We start from the raw sequence: 22,036 nt of genomic DNA, 5'->3' as shown, positions 1-22,036 counted from the left end.
AATACTCCCGATTAAAACATAAAAGCGGTCAGAATATAGTCAAAAACAAGAATTAAAACGCATGAAAGTACAACCGACTCTGTCGTAGCCCGCCCTACTCCCTGAGCTCCTCCATGAGTATAGAAACCTTTGTAGCATCCCACAAGGGTTAGGAGCAGTCCGAAAACCACCGCCTTGATTATACCGTTGTACAAGTCTTCAGCCCCAACATATTTATACATATTTTCCAGGTATAGTGTTTTGTTAATCCCAAGAATATTAACACCTACAAAATAGCCGCCGATTGTACCGCAAAATACTGCTATGATATTCAAAAGAGGCATAACAATCAAGCCTGCAAGAATCCTCGGAACGATAAGATACTGAACGGGCTCCACTGCAAGTGAATTCAGAGCATCAATCTGCTCACTCACGCGCATAGTTCCTATTTCAGCAGTAATTGCAGAACCGGCTCTTGCCGCAACCATAATAGCACTCAAAACCGGTCCCAGCTCCCTTGCCATTCCCAAACCGACTATTGTACCAACCATATATTCTGCACCAAATTTATGAAATCCTATGTAGCTTTGAAATGCAAAAACCATCCCGGTAAAAGTTCCCGTAAGAACAATAACTGAAAGGGAATTCACACCGATAAATTCAACCTGTTTCAAAAGCTGTCTAAAGCGGAAAGGGGGAATAAACATCCATTTGAATGCATCTATAAGTAACAAAACCATTCTTCCTGCACCGTAGGATAAACTCAAAAAAGGCTTGCCGATAAAACCGAAAAAACTGTTCATTTAACCACCGACTTTTAATCAATTAATCTGAATTATAAACTCTCGGAATCCTTTCCGAAATAGCACAGAGCATTTCATAAGAAATGCTGCCGGCCCACTCAGCCCACATTTCTGCCGTGACATGCTCTCCCATAAGTTCAACTTCAGTAGAATAACTGCTTTCAGGCAATTCCGTGATATCCACCATCATTATATCCATGCAGATATTACCAATGACAGGACAACGGTAGCCGTCAATATATACGTGCCCTCTATTGGAAAAACATCTGAAATAGCCGTCCGCATAACCTACGGGAATAACGCCGATTGTCATATCTTGCGGTGCATAGAAGGTTCTGTTATAACTAACTGATTCTCCCTTTTTTATACGCTTGATTTGGGCTATCTTCGAATAAATTCTCATAACAGGTCTCAGGTCCACTTCATAGTCTGCATATACATAACCGTAAGTCATTATACCTGGTCTGGTATATGTGTATTTGTTACGGAAATTTACCACAGCTGACGAATTAAAAACACTTGTGGGATAATCAAGACGGTTTTTGTGCATAAAGTCGTCAAACCTTTTCATCTGCAGATTGGTATACTCAAAATCCGTATCGGAACTGGACAGGTGTGTCATAAACATACTTATCTCAAAACGGTCATATTTATCCATAAAGGCATGAATATCAAAACTATTTGTATCAAATCCCAGTCTGTTCATGCCTGTTTCCAATTTTATAACAACATTTGCCTTTGCACCTTTTTCCTGAAGGAATTTGTGATACATCTCGGCAATATAATAATCGAATACCGTTAATATAATATTATTTGCATAAACTTCCGGATAAAAGTTTTTATCGATATAACCCATTACGGTAATATTGACATCATTGCCCAAAACTTCCCTGAGTTTCACTGCTTCACTTATAGTCGCCACACCGAAATTTTTTATGCCGTTTTTCCTCATTATATACTCAGCCAGCCTGTCAGCTCCATGCCCGTAACCGTTGGCCTTGACTATGGCCATTACCTCACCCTGACCGGAGAGATGTTGTGCTAAACTGATATTATGAGAATAGCTCGGCAGATCAATAACGGCATAAGTGGGTCTCAATGTTTTAATTCTGGTCAGCATCTGATATCCCGGCTGTATATAATAAGTAGGACTTGATAAAAGCATCAATATCTCCGTCCATCACTGCATCAACATTACCTGTTTCGTGTCTTGTCCTTAGGTCTTTCACCATTTTATATGGATGCATAACATAAGAGCGAATCTGATTACCCCAACCCATCTCTGTTTTGGAGTCCTCCAGTTCCTGCCGCTCCTCATTTTTCTTTTCAAGCTCACGCTCAAATAACCTTGCTTTGAGAATCTTCATGGCATGGGCTTTATTTTTGTGCTGGCTCCTTTCATTCTGGCAGCTTACCACTATCCCTGTCGGCTCGTGCGTAATTCTCACAGCTGAATCAGTGGTATTAACATGCTGACCGCCCGCACCGCTGGCTCTGTATGTGTCAATTCTCAAATCGGATTCATTTAAATCTACTTCAATATCATCATCAATTTCCGGAAGCACAAAAACGGAAGCAAATGAAGTGTGCCTTTTATTATTCGAATCAAAAGGAGATTGCCTCACAAGTCTGTGGATTCCGTTTTCACCTTTAAGATAACCGTAACTGTAATCACCTATTACATTAAACGTAACAGACTTTATACCCGCTTCATCGCCGGGAAGATAATCCAGAAGCTCCTGCTTGTAATTTTTTCTCTCTATCCACCTGCTGTACATCCTGTACAACATTGCAGCCCAGTCATTTGCTTCTGTACCCCCGGCTCCGGAATGTATTGTAACAATTGCATTGTTGGAATCGTTTTCATCGTTTAAAATCAAAGTCAGCTCAAACTCATCAACAAGATTTTCCAGATTATGAACACTCGTTTCAATATCCTGTTTCACCTCTTCTGACCCTTCTTCAAAAAGCTCCAGGTAAACATCTATATTTTCCAGTGTTTCCAAAAGTTCATCATAACGGTTTAAAAACTTTTTAAGTTTGGACTGTTCTTTCAGCAGATATTTTGACTCCCTTTTTGACCAGAAATCAGGCTCTTCAACTGACCTTCTTTCAATTTCTTTTATTCTCTTCTTCTTATCCTCGGCTTTGACGGCTTCCGAAAACGATTCGATACGCTTTTTAAGTTCATCAACTTTACTATGTACTTCATCTATAAACATATTTTTTTGCATACCCCCGATTGCTCTTTGAAAATAATATATTATCTTTATTTGGAAGTTTCGTCAAATTTTCTCATCATGGCAATTTCATCACAGTCCGGAAACATCGGGCACTTAAGACAATCAGACCAAATTTTTTTAGGCAGCAGATCTTTGCTTATCTCATCAAACCCGAGTTTTTTGAAAAATTCCGGCTTATAAGTAAGAGCAAAAATATTTGTAATACCGAATTCAAGAGCCCTATTTAAGCAGTATTCCACCAGCGCTTTACCTACACCTTTTTTATGCGAAGAACTGTCAACAGCCAAAGATCTGATTTCAGCCAGATCCTCCCACGCAGGATGTAATGCGCAACAACCGATTATTCGCTCATGTTCTTCCCATACAGCAAACTCAAATATCTTTTCATAAATCTCGTTAAGGCTAAGCTGGAGCATTTCACCCTGCTTGGCATAAGAATTCACCAATTTCTGGATGGCTTTGGCATCGCCCATATTTGCGAGTCTAATCATTTTAATCTTTGGATAACCTTTGTGTAAAATTCCACCGCTTTATCTCTGGCAGGCAAGAGATTATATCCTTTGCGTGCTGTAATTGTAAGTCTGGAAGAGTTTTTGGTAAGTGATTCTACATCGAGAGTGTATTTTATTTCATTAATCTCCGCTTTTACTTTACCTTCTGAAATACTGGCAAACATAACGCTGCCGTTTCTGCTGTTAACCTCATTAATGAATGCATCAACCACTTCGGAAACCTTTGCATCCACATTATCCGAAACCGAATCGGTAGCCAAACTATAAGTCACCCCTGCACCGGCTGCACCGGCTACAACAATTGGAGCAACACAACCGCTGATATAAACACTGCAAGAAATTACAAGAATCAGTAGGTATTTTCTCATATAATCCTCCGTTATACTTTTAAACAACCTAATTTTGTATTATTTTAATATATTATTATTAATAGAAAAAAACTACTCAAAATTTTCAGAAAATATAATGAAATAATAATAAATCTTCAACCAATTTATTTTTGGCACCCTCCCATTTTTTTACAGAATCATACCAAGTGAACGTTTATTTAATTGGCGGCCTCCCAATTTTTTTGTATTTATATGCGCAACTCGTGATACGTAATGCAAATAAATTCTACATTCAAGTTCAGCGTGACTTAGCACTTAACACTTAGCACTAATTCCCTATCTCACTATCTCACCACCCCACCACCTCACTACATATTAGCTCTTAATATCAACATCCCTACTATAATAACAATTGACCCGGCCAGCCTTTTATATGAAAATTTCTCTTTAAGAAATAAGACTCCGAGAAGTACGCCAAACAGAGCATTCACCTGTCTCAGCGCCGTTGCATACGAAACCTGAACAAAAATAAGTCCCAGCCTGTAAACAAAAAATGACATAAAAAGAATGATACTCCCGGCAAGCAGATATCTGATATTAGCTTTAAAATGTTCCAGATGATTGGTAAAACGCCTTGCAGAATACATATACATAAAAAATGTCATAAAAAAAGTTAAAGAATAAACGTACAGTATAAAATTACCTACATCCACCCCAACCTTATCCACAATTGCTCCCACAGAATAAAAAAACGCCGATATAAAAGCAAAAACTATTCCTTTATCAAGTTTTATATCTGATGTTTTTGAGCTGTTAATAATCAATACACCCACCAGTGTTATTACGATTCCCAATAAGCCTAATAGAGTAATCTTTTCGTGGAGAAATATAGCAGCCCATAATACAACCCATATCGGCGAGGAGGTTGTAACGGGGTAAACCATGGAAGCATCTGCGTACCTGTAGCTTGTTGATAAAAAAAGATGATATCCTGTAAAAAAGAGTGCTGCACAAAAAGCAAGAACCACAGCCCGTAAATCAAAAAACATGTATTCTCTGAAAAAAACGATATAAGCAAACGTCATTATACAGAAGTTCAAAAAATGCATTTGGTAGTTAAAAAGATACTTGTTATTTGATTTCTTTAGTATGACATTCCAGAGAGAATGCATAAGTGCACTAAAGATTATTAAAAGAAAACCGGTCATAGATAAACTTGATACATATATTCCCCGTGTAAATCAAGTTTAATTATCAAATAATTTTTTAGTGAACAAAAAGGAAGATTTTTCTCTAACCAACAGAATATAAATATTGCAATCAATTTAAATCATAATCATAACAGAGACTTAAAAGAACACAAAATTTCCGGGCTGAATCAACGGTAAATATTTTGTATATTGTATACAACAAATTTATTGACATTTCCTATAAATGCTGATAAAAATAAACAGTGGTTTATATTCGGGCAACAATAATAAAAGGAGGTATATATGTCAACATTGAAAGATGTACTCGCCAAAAAAATTGACGAGCACAGACCCAGAACAGTAAAGCTGCTGAAAGAGCACGGTGATGTTAAAATCAGCGACGTTACAATTTCTCAGGCTATAGGCGGGATGAGAGGCGTTAAGTCTCTTGTAACTGATATTTCATATCTTGATCCTTATGAAGGTATCAGATTCAGGGGTTACACTATCCCTGAAGTTATGGAAAAGCTCCCAAAGCCTGAAGGAAAAGACTATCCCTATGTGGAAGGTTTCTTTTATCTTCTTTTAACCGGGGATATCCCTACTAAAGAGCAGGCTGAAGAAGTAGTCGAAGAATTTAAAAAAAGATCACAGATCCCTCAATACGTGATAGACATTCTCAGAGCTATGCCCAGAGATTCACACCCTATGACAATGTTTTCCTCTGCCATTCTTGCAATGCAGAGAGAATCGGTATTTGCCAAAAATTACAAAGAAGGTAAATTCAACAAATTTACATGCTGGGAAGATATGTATGAAGATGCAATGAACCTGATGGCAAAACTTCCTCATATCGGTGCTTACATCTACAGGATGAAATACAAAGGTGACACACCTATCGAGCCTGATTTCAGCCTGGATATGGGTAGTAATTTCGCTCACATGATGGGAATGGAGCCTCCTTACGATGAAGTCGCCAGGATGTACTTCATTCTTCACTCAGATCATGAAAGTGGAAACGTATCTGCCCATACAACACATCTTGTAGCATCTGCACTTTCCGATGCTTACTATTCACTTTCTGCAGGTATCGACGGACTTGCCGGACCGTTGCACGGACTGGCAAACCAGGAAGTTCTCGGCTGGATACAGGATTTTATGGATGAATTGGGCGGTGAAGTTCCTACAAAAGAGCAACTTCAGAAGGCTGTTTGGGATACACTGAACAGCGGTCAGGTAATTCCCGGGTATGGTCATGCTGTGCTTCGTAAGACTGACCCGAGATATGCATCCCAGAGAGAGTACTGCCAGAAGCATCTGCCTGATTATCCGCTTTTTAAACTGGTTAGTATGCTTTATGAAGTGGTTCCGGATATTCTTAGAGAGCAGGGCAAAGCCAAAAACCCATGGCCGAATGTTGATGCTCATTCCGGTGTTATTCAGTGGTACTACGGTTTGGTTGAATACGATTTTTATACAGTTCTTTTCGGTATCGGAAGAGCTTTAGGTGTTCTTGCAAACATCACCTGGGACAGAGCACTCGGATATCCGATTGAAAGACCTAAATCGGTTACAACCGATATGTTGGAAGAGTCTGCAGGCATTAAGTAAATCAAAGAAAACCTTTAACATAAAAGGAGCCCGAAACGGGCTCCTTTTTTTATAACAAATATATTAAAAACAACGTGCCATATCTTCTGCTTTTCCTTTAAAACTCTATCATGATAAAAATTTTCTTATAACAACTTTATTGCCCTTTTTATTATACTCAACAGAATCAAAATAAATTTTGGTAAGCATAATACCTCTGCCATGAAGTTTCAGCAAATCATCGTCTTTAGCCTGAAATTCGGCATTTTCCACATCAAAACCTCTGCCTTCATCCTCAATAGTAAATTCAACAGTCTTTTTATCCATATAAATCTCCAGTCTAACCTTGCAATCATAGCCCTTTGAATTTTCAACTCTGCTTTTAAGAAAATCTTCGTAGGTTCCGTCTTCCATATGTCTAAATTTTTCTTCTGCACTGATTCCGAGATTCCCGTGCTCAACTGCGTTTGCAAGCATTTCAGATAGTCCTATGCGTATCTTCTGGATTTCTGAGATACCGGCAAAAAAAATCAATTCTCTTGTTATAAAGAAAATTATTTTATCGAGTTGGTAAATATCATTGCCTATTAAATAACTTTTTCTTATGAATTCAGGCCATGATATTCTGGAATATAAATCATCTGTAACCCTATGCATAAGCTGATCCAGCAGTGACTTAAACTGTATCTTATCAAATGGAATTTTCAGATTGAAAACATTTTGAAGTTTTCCTGAATGTGATGCAAAAGCTACCGGAAGATCAGAATCCGAAGTTCTTTCAGCTGCGAGGCTGTCATCGGTAACAAAAAGCATATAATCCGATAATTCCTCAAGAGAGGAATTCGTGTTCTGAACTGCAAAACCTTCCTCTTCAGCTGCGGCGGATAAAGAGTGGTAAAAGTTGATATTTTGCATAAAACATGCTATTTTTTTCATAAGTTTATTATATCATAAAATACTTTAAATTGAACAAAAATCAGGAGGTTTGCTCATATGGTGGATTCAAATATTTTCAGACAATATGATATCCGCGGGGTAGTTCCGGATACATTTAATAAGGATGTTGCTCAACAGATTGCAAATGCTTTTGCGTTTCAGGTTAAGAGTGAAACGGGCAACAGAGTCCCGGCAATTGCAGTGGGTAGAGATGTAAGACTCTCATCCAAGGATATCTTAAACGGAGTGGCCGATGGAATAAAAGATGCCGGCTGCGATGTAGTGGAGCTGGGAGTATGTCCGACACCTGCAACTTACTTCAGTTCTTTTTTTATGGAAGTAGACGCTTTTATAATGATTACCGGCAGTCACAATCCCCCGGAATATAACGGAATGAAACTGGGAATAGGACATTCAACATACCATTCAGAAAAAATAACATCCATTTACGAAGATATAACCCGATACGGTTACATTAATGCCGACATGAGAGGGCAGCACAGAGTGGATACCATAAACAAATATTATATAGACTGGAATATAGAGCACTTTTCTCCCCTTAAAGATAAAATTGCTTCACTAAACCGGAACATCAATGTTGTAATCGATGCCGGTAACGGCGTGGCATCACATGTAGCTCCTGAAATATTCGAAGCTCTTGGCGTCAAAGTAACTGAGCTCTACTGTGAGCCTGACGGAAATTTTCCCAACCACCACCCTGATCCCACAGTGGAAGATAATCTGAAAGATTTAAAAGATAAAATAAAAGAGAACGGGGCTGATTTTGGCGTAGCCTATGACGGAGATGCAGACAGAATAGGAATTATCGATGAAAAACAGGATGTCATATGGGGTGATCTTCTCCTGCTCATCTATGCAAAAGAACTGAAAAAGAAATATGAAAAACCTAAAATCATTGCGGATGTCAAAGCATCGAAGGTTCTGTTCGACTCTCTTGAAAAGATTGGTGCAGAAGGTATTATGTGGAAGACAGGCCATTCTCTGATTAAAAACAAGCTGCAGGAGACAGGTGCCGAATTGGCCGGGGAAATGAGCGGACACATATTTTTTAAAGATGACTATTACGGTTATGACGATGCCATTTACGCATCACTGCGGTTTCTGCAGGCTTATGTCAACAATCTTTGCGAGGAAAATATCGCGAAAGTTTCTGATATGCTCGGGGATATTCCAAAAGTCTATAATACCCCTGAAATCAGATTCGACTGTCCTGATGATAAAAAGTTTAAAATTGTCAACAAATTAGCAGATAGATTTAAAAACTATCTAAAAGAAGGTAACCTGGGAATAAAAGAAATTATCGATATTGACGGTATAAGGGTGGTTTTTGAAAACGGCTGGGGGCTTTTAAGGGCAAGTAATACGCAGCCGGTGCTTGTTATGAGATTTGAAGCCACGGATAAAGCCGAAATGGAGAAATACCGCAAAATAATAGAAAAAGAACTGAAAGAAATGATGGATCTATAAGTAGTAGGGGGTAGTAGGGGTAGTAGGGGTAGTAGGGGTAGTAGAAGTATTAAAAGTACTAACCGTTTTCACAATTAACAAATATTACTCAACAAATCACTTTCCCCACCTCACTACCTCTCTACCTCACCCCCTCACTATCTTAGGTGCACCCTTTATAATGCTTTTATCCACGTCATTTTCATAACGCTTGAAATTCTCCACAAACTTACCTGCCAGTTGATTCAATGTTTTATCATAAGCATTTTTATCATTCCATGCCAAAGACGGATTAAGCACGTCCTCAGGCACATTGGGAGCTTTCTGCGGAACAAGAAAGCCAAAAACATCATTTGCCGAATACTCAACATCTTCCAGTTTACCGTCCAAAATTGCATTAATTATTGATCTAGTGTGCTTTATTTTAAATCTCGAACCCACTCCGTAAGGACCTCCCGTCAAACCGGTGTTAACAAGCCAACACTTAACATCGTGTTTTTCCACTTTTTCACCCAGGAGTTTTGCATAGACCGACGGATGGTGAATCATAAACGGAGCACCGAAGCAGGCGCTGAAAGTTGCTTTGGGCTCTTTTACCCCTTTTTCCGTTCCTGCAACCTTGGCCGTGTACCCTGAAATAAAATGGTACATAGCCTGACTTGTGCTTAATCTTGCAACAGGCGGCAAAACACCAAAAGCATCATAAGTCAGAAAAATTATATTATCCGGAGCAACAGCTTTACCGTCTTCCACAATATTCGGCAGATGAGTAATGGGATAAGACGCCCTGGTATTTTCAGTAAGTGAATCATCATCGAGATCGACATATCTTGTTCTGGAATCTATAGTGACATTTTCAAGAATCGTTCCAAAATTGCGTGTACACTCATATATATCCGGTTCGGCTTCCGCGGACAAATTTATTACTTTGGCATAACATCCGCCTTCAATGTTAAATATTCCTTTTTCACTCCATCCGTGCTCATCATCTCCCACCAAAGCCCTTCCGGGATCTGTGGAAAGAGTCGTTTTACCCGTTCCGGACAATCCGAAAAAAAGTGACGTATCACCATTTTTCCCGACATTTGCAGAACAGTGCATTGAAAGTATCTCCTTCTTAGGTAAAAGGTAGTTCATAACGCTGAAAATAGATTTTTTTATTTCACCGGCATAGCTGGTACCGCCGATCAACACCAAACGTTTGTTAAAATTGATTATAATAAAGGTTTCGGAGTTTGTTCCATCCACCTCCGGTATTGCATGGAAACGTGGAAGATCGATAACGGTAAAATCAGGCTGGAACCCTTTCAGTTTACTCCTGTCCTCTTCCCTGACAAACATGTTTCTCGCAAAAAGATTGTGCCACGCCGTTTCGGAAATAACCCTTACTTTTATTCTGCTGGTCTCATCTGTACCTGCATAACATTCCTGAACAAACAAATCTTTTGTCTGCAAATAAGATCTCATTCTGGTAAAAATTTTTTCAAAATTTTCTTCACTGATCGGTTTGTTATCTTTAGACCAGTTCACATCATCCAGCCCTTTAGATTCAACAATAAATTTATCGTTAGGTGACCTGCCGGTGTGATGCCCTGTACGCACCACAAGCGGCCCCAGATGTGCCAATATCCCTTCCCTTCTCATAATTGACTGCTCGTATAATTCCGGTGTGGATAAGTTCCAGTATATTCTGGATAAGTTATCAAGTCCCAGCGATTCCAGGCCGGTAATTTCCGTCTTAGCCATTTTAACTACCCCTCAGTTTTTTTAGTTGAAAATATATGACATTTTAAACTATAATTTTCAACATGAATTGTAAACACGATTTTATTTTTTTCGAAAAGGCCGATGAAAAAGAAATTAAAAAGGAAAAAGAAAAAGCAAGGTCTTTGAAAAAAAAGCAATGGTGGAAAAACAAATTGGCTTCTGGTATATGTCATTACTGCGGGAGAAACGTGGGGAGAGAGAACCTCACGATGGATCATGTTGTACCGTTGATCAGAGGAGGCAAATCCACAAAGGGTAATATTGTTGCCGCATGCAAAGAATGCAACAGTAAAAAGAAATACATGACACCCGTTGAATGGGAAGAATATATACAAAAATTGAAAGGGGAAGACGGTTAATGACGGGAAAAGAAATCAGACAAAAATTTTTGGATTTTTTTGAACAAAAAGATCATACAATAGTAAAATCTTCATCGCTGGTTCCTGAGGATGACCCTACACTGCTTTTTACAAATGCCGGAATGAATCAGTTCAAGGATACTTTTCTGGGTGTGGAAAAACGGAACTATTCCAGAGCTGCTACATGCCAGAAGGTGGTCAGAGCGGGCGGCAAACACAATGACCTTGAGAATGTTGGCAGGACAGCACGACATCATACGTTTTTTGAAATGCTTGGAAATTTTTCTTTCGGGGATTATTTCAAAAGAGGTGTTATAAATTATGCATGGGAATTCCTCACGAAGGTCCTGGGGCTTGATAAGGAAAAATTATACATATCCGTTTTTCATGAGGATGATGAAGCTTTTAACATATGGAAAAACGAAATCGGCATACCGGAGGAAAGAATTTCAAAACTGGGTGAAAAAGAAAATTTCTGGTCTATGGGTGACACAGGGCCATGCGGTCCGTGTTCGGAAATTCATATAGATCAGGGGCCTGAAATCGGATGTGGCAGTAGCGAATGCGATCCGGAATGTGACTGCGACAGATTTTTGGAACTTTGGAATCTCGTATTTATGCAGTACGACAGAGATGCTGAAGGCATTCTGCATCCTCTGCCCAAACCCAGCATAGACACGGGAATGGGTTTGGAGCGTATAGCGGCAGTTGTTCAAAATGTCACAAGCAACTTTGATACAGACCTTATCAGACCCATCATTGAAGAAACGGCATCCATTGCAGGGATCAGGTATAAAGATAATGAAAAATTGGATATCAGTCTTCGTGTAATAGCTGATCACGCCAGAGCAACAACCTTTTTAATAGCAGACGGCGTTATACCTGCAAACGAAGGGCGCGGTTATGTGCTAAAAAGGATTATGCGCAGAGCCATGAGGCACGGGAGACTTATCGGCATTAAAGAGAACTTTTTCTATAAAATATGTGAATTCGTAGTGGATTTTATGAGTGATCACTATCTGGAACTTGTTGATAAGAAAAATTACATTTCAAAGATTGTTAAACAGGAAGAAAGCAGGTTTAAAAACACATTGACAACCGGTCTGAAAATTACCGAGTCACTTATAGAAAAATACAAATCTGACAAGCTGATACCCGGAGAAGAAATATTCACCCTTTATGATACTTACGGATTCCCCGTGGATCTTTTAGAGGATATTGCGGAAGAAAACGGATTCAGTCTTGATATGGAAGGTTTTAAAAAGGAAATGTCCGCTCAGCAGGAAAAAGCTAAAAAAGCCTGGAGCGGCAGCGGAGATACCGCAGTAGATGAAAGGTTCAAAAAACTTGCATCAAAATTCAGTACTGGATTTGACGGATATGACAAACTTTCATTAGAAAGTGAGATTCTCGGAATCATTGGCGGGGGTAATGAAACAGATGAGGCAAAACAGGGAGATAAAATAGAGATAATTCTGGCAAAAACCCCATTCTACCCGGAAGGCGGAGGTGAGACAGGTGATAAAGGATATATAAAAAGTGACAGTGCAGTAGCGGAAGTAAAAAATACAAAAAAATATGCCGAATCACTAATAATTCATGAGGCTGAAGTATTAAACGGTACTTTAAAGGTGGGGGATATTATAACAGCAGAAGTGTACAGTGAATTTCGTAAAGCGGTTGAAAAAAACCATACTTCCACTCACTTGATTCACAAAGCACTCAGAGAAGTATTGGGTGACCACGTGAGACAGTCCGGTTCACTTGTGGATTCGGAAAAGATGCGCTTTGATTTCACACATTTTTCCCCTTTAAGCAGGGAAGAAATTATAGAGATAGAAAATATAGTAAACAAAAAGATTCAGGAGAACCTCCCTGTAAAAAAGGAGATTACGGATATAGACACAGCAATACAAAAAGGTGCAATGGCGATTTTTGGAGAAAAATACGGTGATACTGTCCGCGTAGTTTCTGTAAATGATTTTTCCAAAGAGCTGTGCGGAGGCTGCCATGTCAATAATACGGGTGAAATCGGCCTGTTCAAAATCACAACGGAAACCAGTGTGGCATCAGGGATAAGAAGAATAGAGGCGCTCACAGGAATAAAAGCATTTGAAGAGCTGTCCAAAACATACAGAATGGTGGAAGATACGGCCGGACTATTAAAAACAGTACCTTCAAAACTGTTTGAAAGTGTGGATTCTCAGAATAAAAAAGTAAAAGAGCTGGAAAAACAGTTACAAGAACTGAAAGACAAACTTAACTCACAAAAAACGGAAAAATTGCTCGATAATGTAAAAGAGAAAAACGGGATAAAAGTTCTCACATTAAGAGCTGATGAACAGGATATAAATTCTCTGCGAAACATGACCGATGTTGCAAAAGCCAAACTAAAATCAGGTATTGTCCTTATAGGATCGGAAAACAAGGGCAAGGCCATTTTCATATGCGGCGTCACAAAGGATCTTACAGACAAATACAAGGCAGGTGATATTGTAAAAAAAGTGGCAGCCGTTTGCGGAGGAAGCGGTGGTGGAAAGCCTGAAATGGCACAGGCCGGAGCAAAAGATATAAATAAGATTGATGAAGCCCTCGATACGGTTTATAATATATTATAAAATTAAGGGGGAAAATAATGAACGAATTTGCCAGAAAGTTTTTCCTGGCCGGTCTCGGTCTTGCTGCAACAACAGAAAATAAAGCAAAGAACGCATTTAATGAGCTGATCCAGAAAGGTGAAAACCTACAGTCCAAAGAAGCTAAATTTCTCAAGGAAATAATGGACTCCACAGAGAAGACAGCTGACGAATTTTCTGATCGTTTTGATGATTTAAAAAACGAGTTTATGCAGAAAATGGGCGCAGTTTCCAAAGAAGAGTTTGAAGATTTAAAGAACAGTGTGAATAAACTGAAAAAACAAAATGATGAACACAATGAAAACTTAGAGAAACTTACCGGAGAGATAAAAAAGCTAAAGAATGAACTTAACAAAAAAACAGGTTAAGGAAATAAACAAAGTAAGAGCCGGCTGTGAAAAGCTGGATTACTGCGTTTATACCACTTTTTCCTTATACAACAGATTTAAAATTGATATCCCGAGAAGGCAAGCGGCTATACTTGTGCCGCTTTATTTTTTAAATAACGAATGGTACATAATTTTCACCAAAAGAACAAACCACCTCCCCTATCACAGCGGAGAAATCTCTTTTCCCGGCGGCTCAAGGGAAAAACAGGATTCGGGCAAAAAGGAAACTGCATTAAGGGAAACTGAAGAGGAAATAGGAATCCCCAGAAAAGCCATGACTATATTGGGTAAGCTGGATGACCAGCTTTCAGTAGCCGATATAAATGTCACACCATACGTTGCCAAGATTACAGATCTTAACGTTTTAACATATATGAAACCACAGGAAAGTGAAGTTGAAGAGATATTTCAGGTACCTCTGCGTTTTTTTTACCGTAAAAATACATTCTGGTATGAAAATTGGATAAGAAACAAACAGCCGCACAAAGTATACTTTTACAATTTCAACGGCCGTATCATATGGGGACTGACGGCAAGGGTAGTCAAAAATCTGATTGAACTCCTTGAATTTTGCAACACCTGCGAAGAAAACTGATTCCCTGTTTATTATTTATGAATTTATGCAGTTTCCGTAAATAAAACAAACTATTTCAAAAAATAAAAACTTATTGTTGTCAAAGGCACTTTTATATAATAAAAGACTTGAATGGAAGTGTTTAACTTCTGTAAATTTTAAGAGTTCACAAGCAGAGCTTGTAAAATAACAGGGAGTGGTAAATGTTTAATATTTCTTTTTTAACCGGAAGCGAAATCAAAGAAAGGAAAAATATCGAAACGGTAAAAAAAAGGCATAATGAGGTTTTCGGCAAATTCAGACAAACAAATCCCCCTTTTTATTTTTTCACGGAAATATTCATTATGCAGCTCCCCCTGAATTTTCTGGAGATACTAACGGATACGGATCTTCTGGAATTCCTGAAATTTCTGTTTGAAGATTTTAACGAAAGAAAAAAGAAAAAATACCGGATGAATTATACCACCCCTTTCAACTCGTCCTTTTTTATAGGCAATTTCTCACTTATTACTCTTTCCACAGATGACAGGCCGTTTCTCGTGGACAGTATCAGGGAATATTTCTTCGAGGCTAATATTTCCCAGCAGTTTATTCTGCATCCGATATTCAGCGTAAAACGCAACAACAAAGGAGATATTACAGATATCAAAGACGCTGATATAGGAACCAAAAATGAATCCTATGTCGTTGTTTTTCTGGAAAACGTTGAAGAACCTGAATTTAAAAAAATCCGTTCGGAAATTAAAAAGATTTACAACGAAGTAATGCTTGCTGTGGATGACTTTCCATCCATGAGTAATCTACTGAAAAACTTATCCGAGTCATATAAAAATATCACTCCGGAAGTGTCCGAATTTATCGATTGGCTGATGAACGAGAATTTTATTTTACAGGGCGTAAGAATTCTAAAAAACGTTAACCTGCAAACAGGCGATTATTCAATGGAACAGTTTGGCGTTTATAAACTTAACAGAACACTTTCACTCATTCCCTCAATAATTAAAGCAATACAGTCAAACAGATTAAAATATATAAACAATTATCCCATTGTGGTGGATAAAGCCATACATGAATCCAAAGTCAAGAAAAGAATAAAATACGACCGGGTAATGATTACCGATTTTAATGAAAACTCCTGCACAGTCATAACACTTATCGGTGTCTTTTCCAAAGAAGCAATTAACACTCCGCCTTATAAAATCAGCATTTTAAGAAAAACAATTGCAGAGGTTTTCAATTATTTCAAATTTGTGCAGGGCTCACACGATTTCAAGTGGATTAGAGATATTATAAATTACTATCCCAAAACAGAAATATTTAATTTTGACAGAGACACGCTAATTGATATTCTTGAAACTATTCTTTCCCTGCAGGGGAAAAATCAGATCAGACTGTACTGGAAAGACTTCAGACCGCTGAAAAATTTTTACATACTTCTTGCCATCCCTTCCGAAAAATTTTCAAATGAGCTTATCAGAGAACTGAGCGGCAATTTCGCCGAAATACTCAGGGCAAATTTACTGGATTTAACGACCCGCAGCGATGAGCACGGTTATCATTTAATACACTTTCACTTTTACCTGAAGGATTTAAACATTCTGGACAAATTGAAAGACGGTGATTTAAAAGAAATGGTTCAGGGCATCCTGAAAGACTGGGATGACGAACTTTATGAGCTGCTTTCAATAAGATATTCCGGTTTAAAAACCGATCAGATTTATCATTCTTTTGTAAGCTCATTCTCTGAGAATTATAAAACGAGGCTCAGCCCCCGGGAAGGCGCATTTGACATATCATATCTTATAAAATTTAAGGGTCTTAGATCGGCTATTTATCATGAAAATGAAAAAATCGTACTGAAAATATACTCCGAAGAAAAGATTCTTCTTACTGATATTATGCCTGTTATTAATAACATAGGCTTAAAAGTACACGAAGAGGAAATATATACACTCTCCACAAAGGGTAAATCGTATTACATAAGCAATATCTATCTCGCCGAAATCGATAACAACAAAAAATTTGCCGACATTTACGGAGACAAACTCTCTGAAATTCTGACAGCCGCTATGACAGAAAAGGTTGAAAACGACAGACTGAACAAATTGCTGGTTCTTGCCGAACTGAGCTACAAAGAAATAGACGTTTTGCGGGGGCTGAGAAACTATGTTGAGCAGATAAATTACACATTCAGCAGACAGTCTATTAATGAAACACTAATTAACAATCCGAAAATTGCAAAGCTTCTTTTTCAGCTTTTTGATGAGAAATTCAACCCTTCCTGCAGCAAAAGGGATACAGAAGCTTTGGAGAAAAAGCTGCTTGAAGAAATTGACAAAATATCTTCAGTTCTTGGGGATTCAATATTAAGGCATCTGTTGAAAACAATAAACGCCGCCAGCAGAACAAATTATTACCAAACACCTGTCAGAAATTATATTTCATTTAAAATTCGAAGTAGTACATTGGATATTTTACCGGAACCCAAACCGATGTTTGAAATATATGTACACGGACCGCATATGGAAGGGGTTCATCTTAGAGGAGGAAAAGTAGCCAGAGGCGGCTTACGCTTCAGCGACAGATTCGACGACTTCAGAACGGAAATTATGGGGCTTTTGAAAACACAGATGGTAAAAAATACAATCATTGTTCCGGTGGGCTCAAAAGGCGGATTTATAGTCAAAAAACGCTTTCAGGACATTGACAAAGACAGAGCTTTTGTAGTGGAGCAGTATAAAAATTTCATCCGCGGTCTTCTCGACTTAACAGACAATTATGCGGGTAAAAAGATTATTCAGCCTGAAAACACAGTAATATATGATGATAAGGACCCTTATCTTGTTGTTGCTGCAGACAAAGGAACCGCCACATTCAGCGATGTTGCCAACTCCGTTTCCAAGGAATACAATTTTTGGCTTGGGGATGCATTCGCCTCAGGCGGCAGTGAAGGTTACGATCACAAAAAGGTGGGAATAACAGCCAGAGGCGCCTGGGAATGTGTAAAGAGACACTTCCGGGAGCTTGATAAAAACATTTCAAAAGAGAATTTCACAGTTGTCGGTATCGGCGACATGAGCGGGGACGTTTTCGGTAACGGCATGCTTTTATCGCGTAAAATAAAACTGCTCGGGGCATTTAATCATATTCATATTTTTGTGGATCCGGACCCTGACCCGGAAACAAGTTTTTTAGAAAGACAGCGTCTTTTTAAATTACCAAAATCAACATGGAAAGATTACAACCACGATATCATATCTGAAGGAGGCGGGGTATTTGACAGATCGGCCAAGAAGATAGAAATATCGCCGCAAATGAAGGAGATTTTTGGTATCGTAAAAGATACACTGACAGGTGAAGAGCTGATACAGTATATTTTAAAAGCACCGGCAGAACTCTTGTGGAGCGGAGGCATCGGAACTTACATAAAAGATTCAAGTGAAACCCATGAAGATGTCGGAGATAAAGCCAATGATAATGTAAGGGTGGATGCTCAGGAAATTCATGCCCGGGTCATTGGAGAAGGTGCTAATCTGGGACTTACACAAAAAGCAAGAATAAGTCTCGCCAAAAGCGGTGTTTTGATAAACACGGATGCTATAGACAATTCCGGCGGCGTAGATATGTCCGACCATGAAGTAAATCTGAAAATCCTGCTGGACATACTTTTGAAAAAGAAGGTTTTAAAAAGCCGTAAAGAAAGAAATTCTCTGATACATAAGCTTACAGAAGAAGTTACCGGCCTGGTGCTGGAGGATAATTATGAGCAGTCGGAAACAATCTCATGTGATATTTTGAGAAATAAGGACAATTCCATCCCTTTTGAAACCACTGCAAAATACCTTAAAGAGACCGGACTTTTAAACTTCAAAATTGAACATATCGATTTTATCAAGGAAAACAGAAATATAACACGGCCGGAACTTACCGTCCTGCTGTCTTATGTCAAGATACTGCTTTTTGACGAAATAGTTGATGATGTGAAGCTGGATGACGAGCTCATGGTAAATCTATACAAATCTTACTTCCCAAAAACAATTCTTGGTAAATACGGGGATCATATTTTCGATCATCGTCTGAAAAATCAGATAACGGCAACAATGATTGTCAATAAAGCTGTAAACCAGGCAGGAACAACTATCTTTCCGATGATTCACAGCAATACAGGTGCAGACTACAAAAAACTGCTGAAAAGATACATTTTTGCCGATCAGCTGATGCAGGCGGAAAATATAAGAACAAAGATAAGAAACCTTGATTACAAGATACCATCACAAACTCAATATTATATGCTGATTGAACTTGAAAAAACCCTTAAAGTAGCTCTGGAGTGGCTTATTAACGATAAAAACTTTGATATGATTCAGGAGCATAAGGCTTTGTTTGACAAAATAAAAAACACCGTACCCAAAAACCTTACCGGACATTTAAAAAATAATTTCAACAGAATTAATGAAAAACTGATCAGCGAGAAATGCACCAAGAGTGTTGCAAAAATAATCTGCGAAATCCGTTACACAAAGCCGGCATTCGATATCTTTGAAATCTGTATAAACAATGAGCTTGATTACAAAGAAACTATTAAGAATTATTTTATTATAGATGACAAGCTGGCTCTCCACAAGATTACCGGCGGTATTAAGCATATCCCGCTGAAGACATCCTGGGACAGCATAAACAGGGAAAATCTTTTAAAACGTACCAAAAACCTGCAAAAACATTTAGCCAAGAAATCCACAATAAACTCATTATCCTGGTTTAAAAATCTTATGAAACAAGAGTCGGTATTTTTTATGAACTATGAAAAGTTTTTGACATCTATTGAAAAGGATGAAATCAAAAGCTTAGTACCGTTTAATGTGATAATAGACAGCATGTTTGACATAATAAATAAATACTAAAAAGGGGAAACAGTGAAAAAACTGATTCTGGCTCTAACATTCTTTTTTATCCTGGAGGGATTTTCAATGGCTTTACAAACCCATGAGCTGCCAAACGGCGTGCAGCTTGTCTACAAACATGTCCCCGGAAACAAAATAACATCCGTACAGCTTTGGATGAAGACGGGTTCCGTTAACGAAACTGCTAAAAACAACGGAATATCTCATTTTCTTGAACATATGGTATTTAAAGGAACGGAAAAATTTGCACCGGATGAAATCGATACTCTTGTTGAGGCCAAAGGCGGTCAGATGAATGCGGCAACCAGTAAAGATTATACATTTTACTATATCACTATACCCACTTTCAATGTGGAAACAGCTTTTAATGTAATCAGTCAAATGGTTTTTGAAGCCACATTCCCCAAAGAGGAAATAAAAAAGGAAAAACCCGTTGTCATTCAGGAAATAATGCGCAAGTACGACAGCCCGACACACGATATGTGGACATATTTATCGGAAACCCTTTTCAAAAATACTCCTTATGCAAGAGAGGTCATAGGGAGCGTTGAAAACATCAAATCTTTTGACAGACAGACACTTTTAAAATATTACAACAGTTTTTATCACCCTGAAAATATGACACTCGTAGTGGTTGGTGATTTATCAGAGGATAAAGCAAAAGAATTGGCAATGCAGTATTTTAATAAAACAAAAGATGCCAATCCTGTTAACAAAAGCTTTGGGATTCCGGATAAGCTTAATAAAAATGTAAAAAAAGATTTTGAAAAAGATATTACACAAAGCTATACCGCTTTGGTTTATAGAGCTCCCTCATTAATGAGTGAGGATAAATACGAGCTGGAAATACTGACGGAAATTTTATCAGGTGGAGAGTATTCACTCCTTAACGAAAAGCTCAAAAATATAGAAAACCCCCTGGTAAATGTGGTTTTTGGTGGTTATCTGGGGCAAAAATACGGGGGCAGTTTTACTTTCTTCTACACCAAACACCCCTCAACAGACGGTGATCCACTTTCAAAAATACGGGAAATTATAGATAATTTGCAGAAAGGAAATTTATCTGAAAAAGATTTGAAAAAAGCAAAAAACAGATTAAAGGCGGAGGCAGTTTTTCAGAGAGAAAAAGCGTCTAATGAAGCCCATGATATCGGGATGGCTTATACGTTGGGGATAACCGACTACTACAAAGATTATGTTGAAAATATAGAAGCCGTTGAATTGGGTGATATAAAAGATGTTGCAGACAAAATCTTTTCAGAAAACTATATCCTTGTAAAAACTGTTCCGAAAAATGATTAATGAAAAACAGCCGATCCTGGCAATCTGCGTTAATATACTCTCTCAAACATTAATTTACTCGTATATTTGAAGGAATTCAGGGGGGCTTATAGCCCCCTTTTTTAGTTAAAGAAATCTGTATAGGTTTTCAATCGTCTTTTCAATCCCTGCAGCCACTTCAAGGGTATTTTGAGCCAGCATAAACGCAGGAGTTGTTATAATTTTATTTTCTTCATCAACAAGCGCCTCTTTAACCGGACACTCGACATGTGTGGCTCCGAAGGATTCTATCGAACCGGCTACATTTTCATCGCTTCCGATTGTAATTTTGGATTTTATACCTGTCCCCTCAAGAGCTTTAGCCACCAGAACAGGGGCTATACATATTGCCGCCATCGGCTTTTTTGAAGTAACAATGGTGTTAACCGCCTTTTTCACATCTTCATTGACTTTGCAGTCATTACCTTCAATCGCATAAGTAGTAAGGTTCTTAGCAGCACCAAAACCGCCGGGGATAACCAGGGCATCAAGCTCATTGATGTCTACATCGCTGATATCTTTCACATTGCCTCTGACAAGCCTGGCTGCTTCTTCCAAGACATTCCGTTTTTTACTTTCATCTACATCACCCGTTAGATGGTTAACAACATGATATTGTTCGATATTAGGCGCCATACAAACAATGTCAGCTCCTTTCTTCTCAAGAAAATATAATGTCATAACAGCTTCGGTAATCTCCGTTCCGTCGAAAACACCGCACCCGCTGAAAATCACACCTATTTTTGGCATACTGCACCTCCTAATAGCTTTTATTCAGTAGAATTATATCACAGAAAAAAGTTCATTTACAATACAAACCATTCTTGGCACCCTCCTAAAAATTCCACATTCAAAAGCCGTAATGCGTAATGCGGAGGTATTTGATGTTATTGAGGTAATAAGGATAATGGTCTTAGGGGTGGACTTTCCACCTTTTTCTACACAAAAAGTTAAGCACATTGCTCCATTTCTTTATAATATAGTTCCAGTTTCTCTCTCGGAGTATTGTATTCAATAGCTGAATGAGTCCTTTTTGAGTTA

The 22,036-nt window shown here is 38.3% G+C and carries 17 protein-coding genes; 8 read left to right on the top strand and 9 right to left on the bottom strand.

The genetic code is table 11. From position 1 onward, the window contains the following. Positions 1–11: 11 nt before the first annotated feature. The 6 genes from UMU13_RS06250 to UMU13_RS06225 all read right to left on the bottom strand — a co-directional run bounded on the left by UMU13_RS06250 (position 12) and on the right by UMU13_RS06225 (position 5,074). On the bottom strand, positions 12–782 hold the full coding sequence (locus UMU13_RS06250; RefSeq protein ID WP_328217870.1) for an MlaE family ABC transporter permease: 771 nt from the start codon (positions 780–782) through the stop codon (positions 12–14). Between the two features lie 22 nt (positions 783–804). After that, a complete protein-coding gene (gene alr / locus UMU13_RS06245; protein ID WP_328217869.1) occupies positions 805–1,947 on the bottom strand; it encodes an alanine racemase in 1,143 nt (380 codons plus the stop codon). Further along, positions 1,886–3,004, bottom strand: a complete 1,119-nt coding sequence (gene prfB / locus UMU13_RS06240) for a peptide chain release factor 2 (protein ID WP_328217985.1) — start codon at positions 3,002–3,004, stop codon at positions 1,886–1,888. Before prfB ends, alr begins: the two co-directional genes overlap by 62 nt. Before the next feature lie 47 nt (positions 3,005–3,051). Continuing rightward, a complete protein-coding gene (locus tag UMU13_RS06235) occupies positions 3,052–3,516 on the bottom strand; it encodes an N-acetyltransferase (protein ID WP_328217868.1) in 465 nt (154 codons plus the stop codon). Next, positions 3,513–3,905, bottom strand: coding sequence for a DUF3568 family protein (locus UMU13_RS06230; protein ID WP_328217867.1), 393 nt, complete (start codon positions 3,903–3,905; stop codon positions 3,513–3,515). The genes UMU13_RS06235 and UMU13_RS06230 overlap by 4 nt, the downstream gene beginning before the upstream one ends. Positions 3,906–4,234: 329 nt before the next feature. Next, complete coding sequence (locus UMU13_RS06225; RefSeq protein ID WP_328217866.1) at positions 4,235–5,074, bottom strand: EamA family transporter; 840 nt, start codon at positions 5,072–5,074, stop codon at positions 4,235–4,237. Positions 5,075–5,359: 285 nt separating this feature from the next. Between UMU13_RS06225 and UMU13_RS06220 the strand changes: the two genes are divergently transcribed. Further along, entirely contained in the window at positions 5,360–6,667 is a 1,308-nt protein-coding gene (locus tag UMU13_RS06220; protein WP_328217864.1) for a citrate (Si)-synthase, read from the top strand. Positions 6,668–6,775: 108 nt separating this feature from the next. On the opposite strand, the gene UMU13_RS06215 is transcribed toward UMU13_RS06220, so the two are convergent. Continuing rightward, positions 6,776–7,582 (bottom strand): ATP-binding protein, encoded by an 807-nt coding sequence (locus UMU13_RS06215; RefSeq protein ID WP_328217861.1) that lies wholly within the window; start codon positions 7,580–7,582, stop codon positions 6,776–6,778. A 57-nt stretch (positions 7,583–7,639) separates the two neighbouring features. On the opposite strand from UMU13_RS06215, the gene UMU13_RS06210 reads away from it, so the two are divergent. After that, positions 7,640–9,070 carry a phosphomannomutase/phosphoglucomutase gene (locus UMU13_RS06210; RefSeq protein ID WP_328217859.1) on the top strand — a complete coding sequence of 477 codons (1,431 nt, stop codon included), beginning with the start codon at positions 7,640–7,642 and terminating at the stop codon, positions 9,068–9,070. A gap of 126 nt (positions 9,071–9,196) precedes the next feature. Here UMU13_RS06210 and pckA read toward each other — a convergent pair whose 3' ends face one another. Continuing rightward, positions 9,197–10,795 (bottom strand): phosphoenolpyruvate carboxykinase (ATP), encoded by a 1,599-nt coding sequence (gene pckA, locus UMU13_RS06205; RefSeq protein WP_328217857.1) that lies wholly within the window; start codon positions 10,793–10,795, stop codon positions 9,197–9,199. Between the two features lie 62 nt (positions 10,796–10,857). Between pckA and UMU13_RS06200 the strand changes: the two genes are divergently transcribed. From UMU13_RS06200 to UMU13_RS06175, 6 genes are all read left to right on the top strand, one after another. Further along, complete coding sequence (locus UMU13_RS06200) at positions 10,858–11,175, top strand: HNH endonuclease (protein WP_328217855.1); 318 nt, start codon at positions 10,858–10,860, stop codon at positions 11,173–11,175. Beyond that, positions 11,175–13,793, top strand: a complete 2,619-nt coding sequence (alaS, locus tag UMU13_RS06195; protein WP_442902137.1) for an alanine--tRNA ligase — start codon at positions 11,175–11,177, stop codon at positions 13,791–13,793. Before UMU13_RS06200 ends, alaS begins: the two co-directional genes overlap by 1 nt. Positions 13,794–13,810: 17 nt before the next feature. Then, positions 13,811–14,179, top strand: coding sequence for a phasin family protein (locus UMU13_RS06190; protein WP_328217851.1), 369 nt, complete (start codon positions 13,811–13,813; stop codon positions 14,177–14,179). After that, the gene (locus tag UMU13_RS06185; RefSeq protein WP_328217850.1) at positions 14,154–14,795 is read left to right on the top strand and encodes an NUDIX hydrolase; all 642 of its coding nucleotides are present in this window, start codon (positions 14,154–14,156) and stop codon (positions 14,793–14,795) included. Before UMU13_RS06190 ends, UMU13_RS06185 begins: the two co-directional genes overlap by 26 nt. Before the next feature lie 182 nt (positions 14,796–14,977). Continuing rightward, entirely contained in the window at positions 14,978–19,675 is a 4,698-nt protein-coding gene (locus tag UMU13_RS06180; RefSeq protein ID WP_328217849.1) for an NAD-glutamate dehydrogenase domain-containing protein, read from the top strand. A gap of 12 nt (positions 19,676–19,687) precedes the next feature. After that, positions 19,688–20,977, top strand: coding sequence for a M16 family metallopeptidase (locus UMU13_RS06175; protein WP_328217848.1), 1,290 nt, complete (start codon positions 19,688–19,690; stop codon positions 20,975–20,977). A 105-nt stretch (positions 20,978–21,082) separates the two neighbouring features. On the opposite strand, the gene elbB is transcribed toward UMU13_RS06175, so the two are convergent. Beyond that, the gene (elbB, locus tag UMU13_RS06170) at positions 21,083–21,745 is read right to left on the bottom strand and encodes an isoprenoid biosynthesis glyoxalase ElbB (protein ID WP_328217846.1); all 663 of its coding nucleotides are present in this window, start codon (positions 21,743–21,745) and stop codon (positions 21,083–21,085) included. Between the last annotated feature and the right edge of the window lie 291 nt (positions 21,746–22,036).

It is taken from the genome of Flexistipes sp. (assembly GCF_036172515.1).
GTDB lineage: Bacteria > Chrysiogenota > Deferribacteres > Deferribacterales > Flexistipitaceae > Flexistipes.
This window is presented reverse-complemented; position numbering and strand designations above follow the sequence as displayed.

Excerpts from the sequence above, each read along its gene's own strand:
- UMU13_RS06250 (WP_328217870.1), bottom strand. The coding sequence starts at position 782 with ATGAACAGTTTTTTCGGTTTTATCGGCAAGCCTTTTTTGAGTTTATCC.
- alr (WP_328217869.1), bottom strand. The coding sequence starts at position 1,947 with ATGCTTTTATCAAGTCCTACTTATTATATACAGCCGGGATATCAGATG.
- prfB (WP_328217985.1), bottom strand. The coding sequence starts at position 3,004 with ATGTTTATAGATGAAGTACATAGTAAAGTTGATGAACTTAAAAAGCGT.
- UMU13_RS06235 (WP_328217868.1), bottom strand. The coding sequence starts at position 3,516 with ATGATTAGACTCGCAAATATGGGCGATGCCAAAGCCATCCAGAAATTG.
- UMU13_RS06230 (WP_328217867.1), bottom strand. The coding sequence starts at position 3,905 with ATGAGAAAATACCTACTGATTCTTGTAATTTCTTGCAGTGTTTATATC.
- UMU13_RS06225 (WP_328217866.1), bottom strand. The coding sequence starts at position 5,074 with ATGACCGGTTTTCTTTTAATAATCTTTAGTGCACTTATGCATTCTCTC.
- UMU13_RS06220 (WP_328217864.1), top strand. The coding sequence starts at position 5,360 with ATGTCAACATTGAAAGATGTACTCGCCAAAAAAATTGACGAGCACAGA.
- UMU13_RS06215 (WP_328217861.1), bottom strand. The coding sequence starts at position 7,582 with ATGAAAAAAATAGCATGTTTTATGCAAAATATCAACTTTTACCACTCT.
- UMU13_RS06210 (WP_328217859.1), top strand. The coding sequence starts at position 7,640 with ATGGTGGATTCAAATATTTTCAGACAATATGATATCCGCGGGGTAGTT.
- pckA (WP_328217857.1), bottom strand. The coding sequence starts at position 10,795 with ATGGCTAAGACGGAAATTACCGGCCTGGAATCGCTGGGACTTGATAAC.
- UMU13_RS06200 (WP_328217855.1), top strand. The coding sequence starts at position 10,858 with ATGAATTGTAAACACGATTTTATTTTTTTCGAAAAGGCCGATGAAAAA.
- alaS (WP_442902137.1), top strand. The coding sequence starts at position 11,175 with ATGACGGGAAAAGAAATCAGACAAAAATTTTTGGATTTTTTTGAACAA.
- UMU13_RS06190 (WP_328217851.1), top strand. The coding sequence starts at position 13,811 with ATGAACGAATTTGCCAGAAAGTTTTTCCTGGCCGGTCTCGGTCTTGCT.
- UMU13_RS06185 (WP_328217850.1), top strand. The coding sequence starts at position 14,154 with ATGAACTTAACAAAAAAACAGGTTAAGGAAATAAACAAAGTAAGAGCC.
- UMU13_RS06180 (WP_328217849.1), top strand. The coding sequence starts at position 14,978 with ATGTTTAATATTTCTTTTTTAACCGGAAGCGAAATCAAAGAAAGGAAA.
- elbB (WP_328217846.1), bottom strand. The coding sequence starts at position 21,745 with ATGCCAAAAATAGGTGTGATTTTCAGCGGGTGCGGTGTTTTCGACGGA.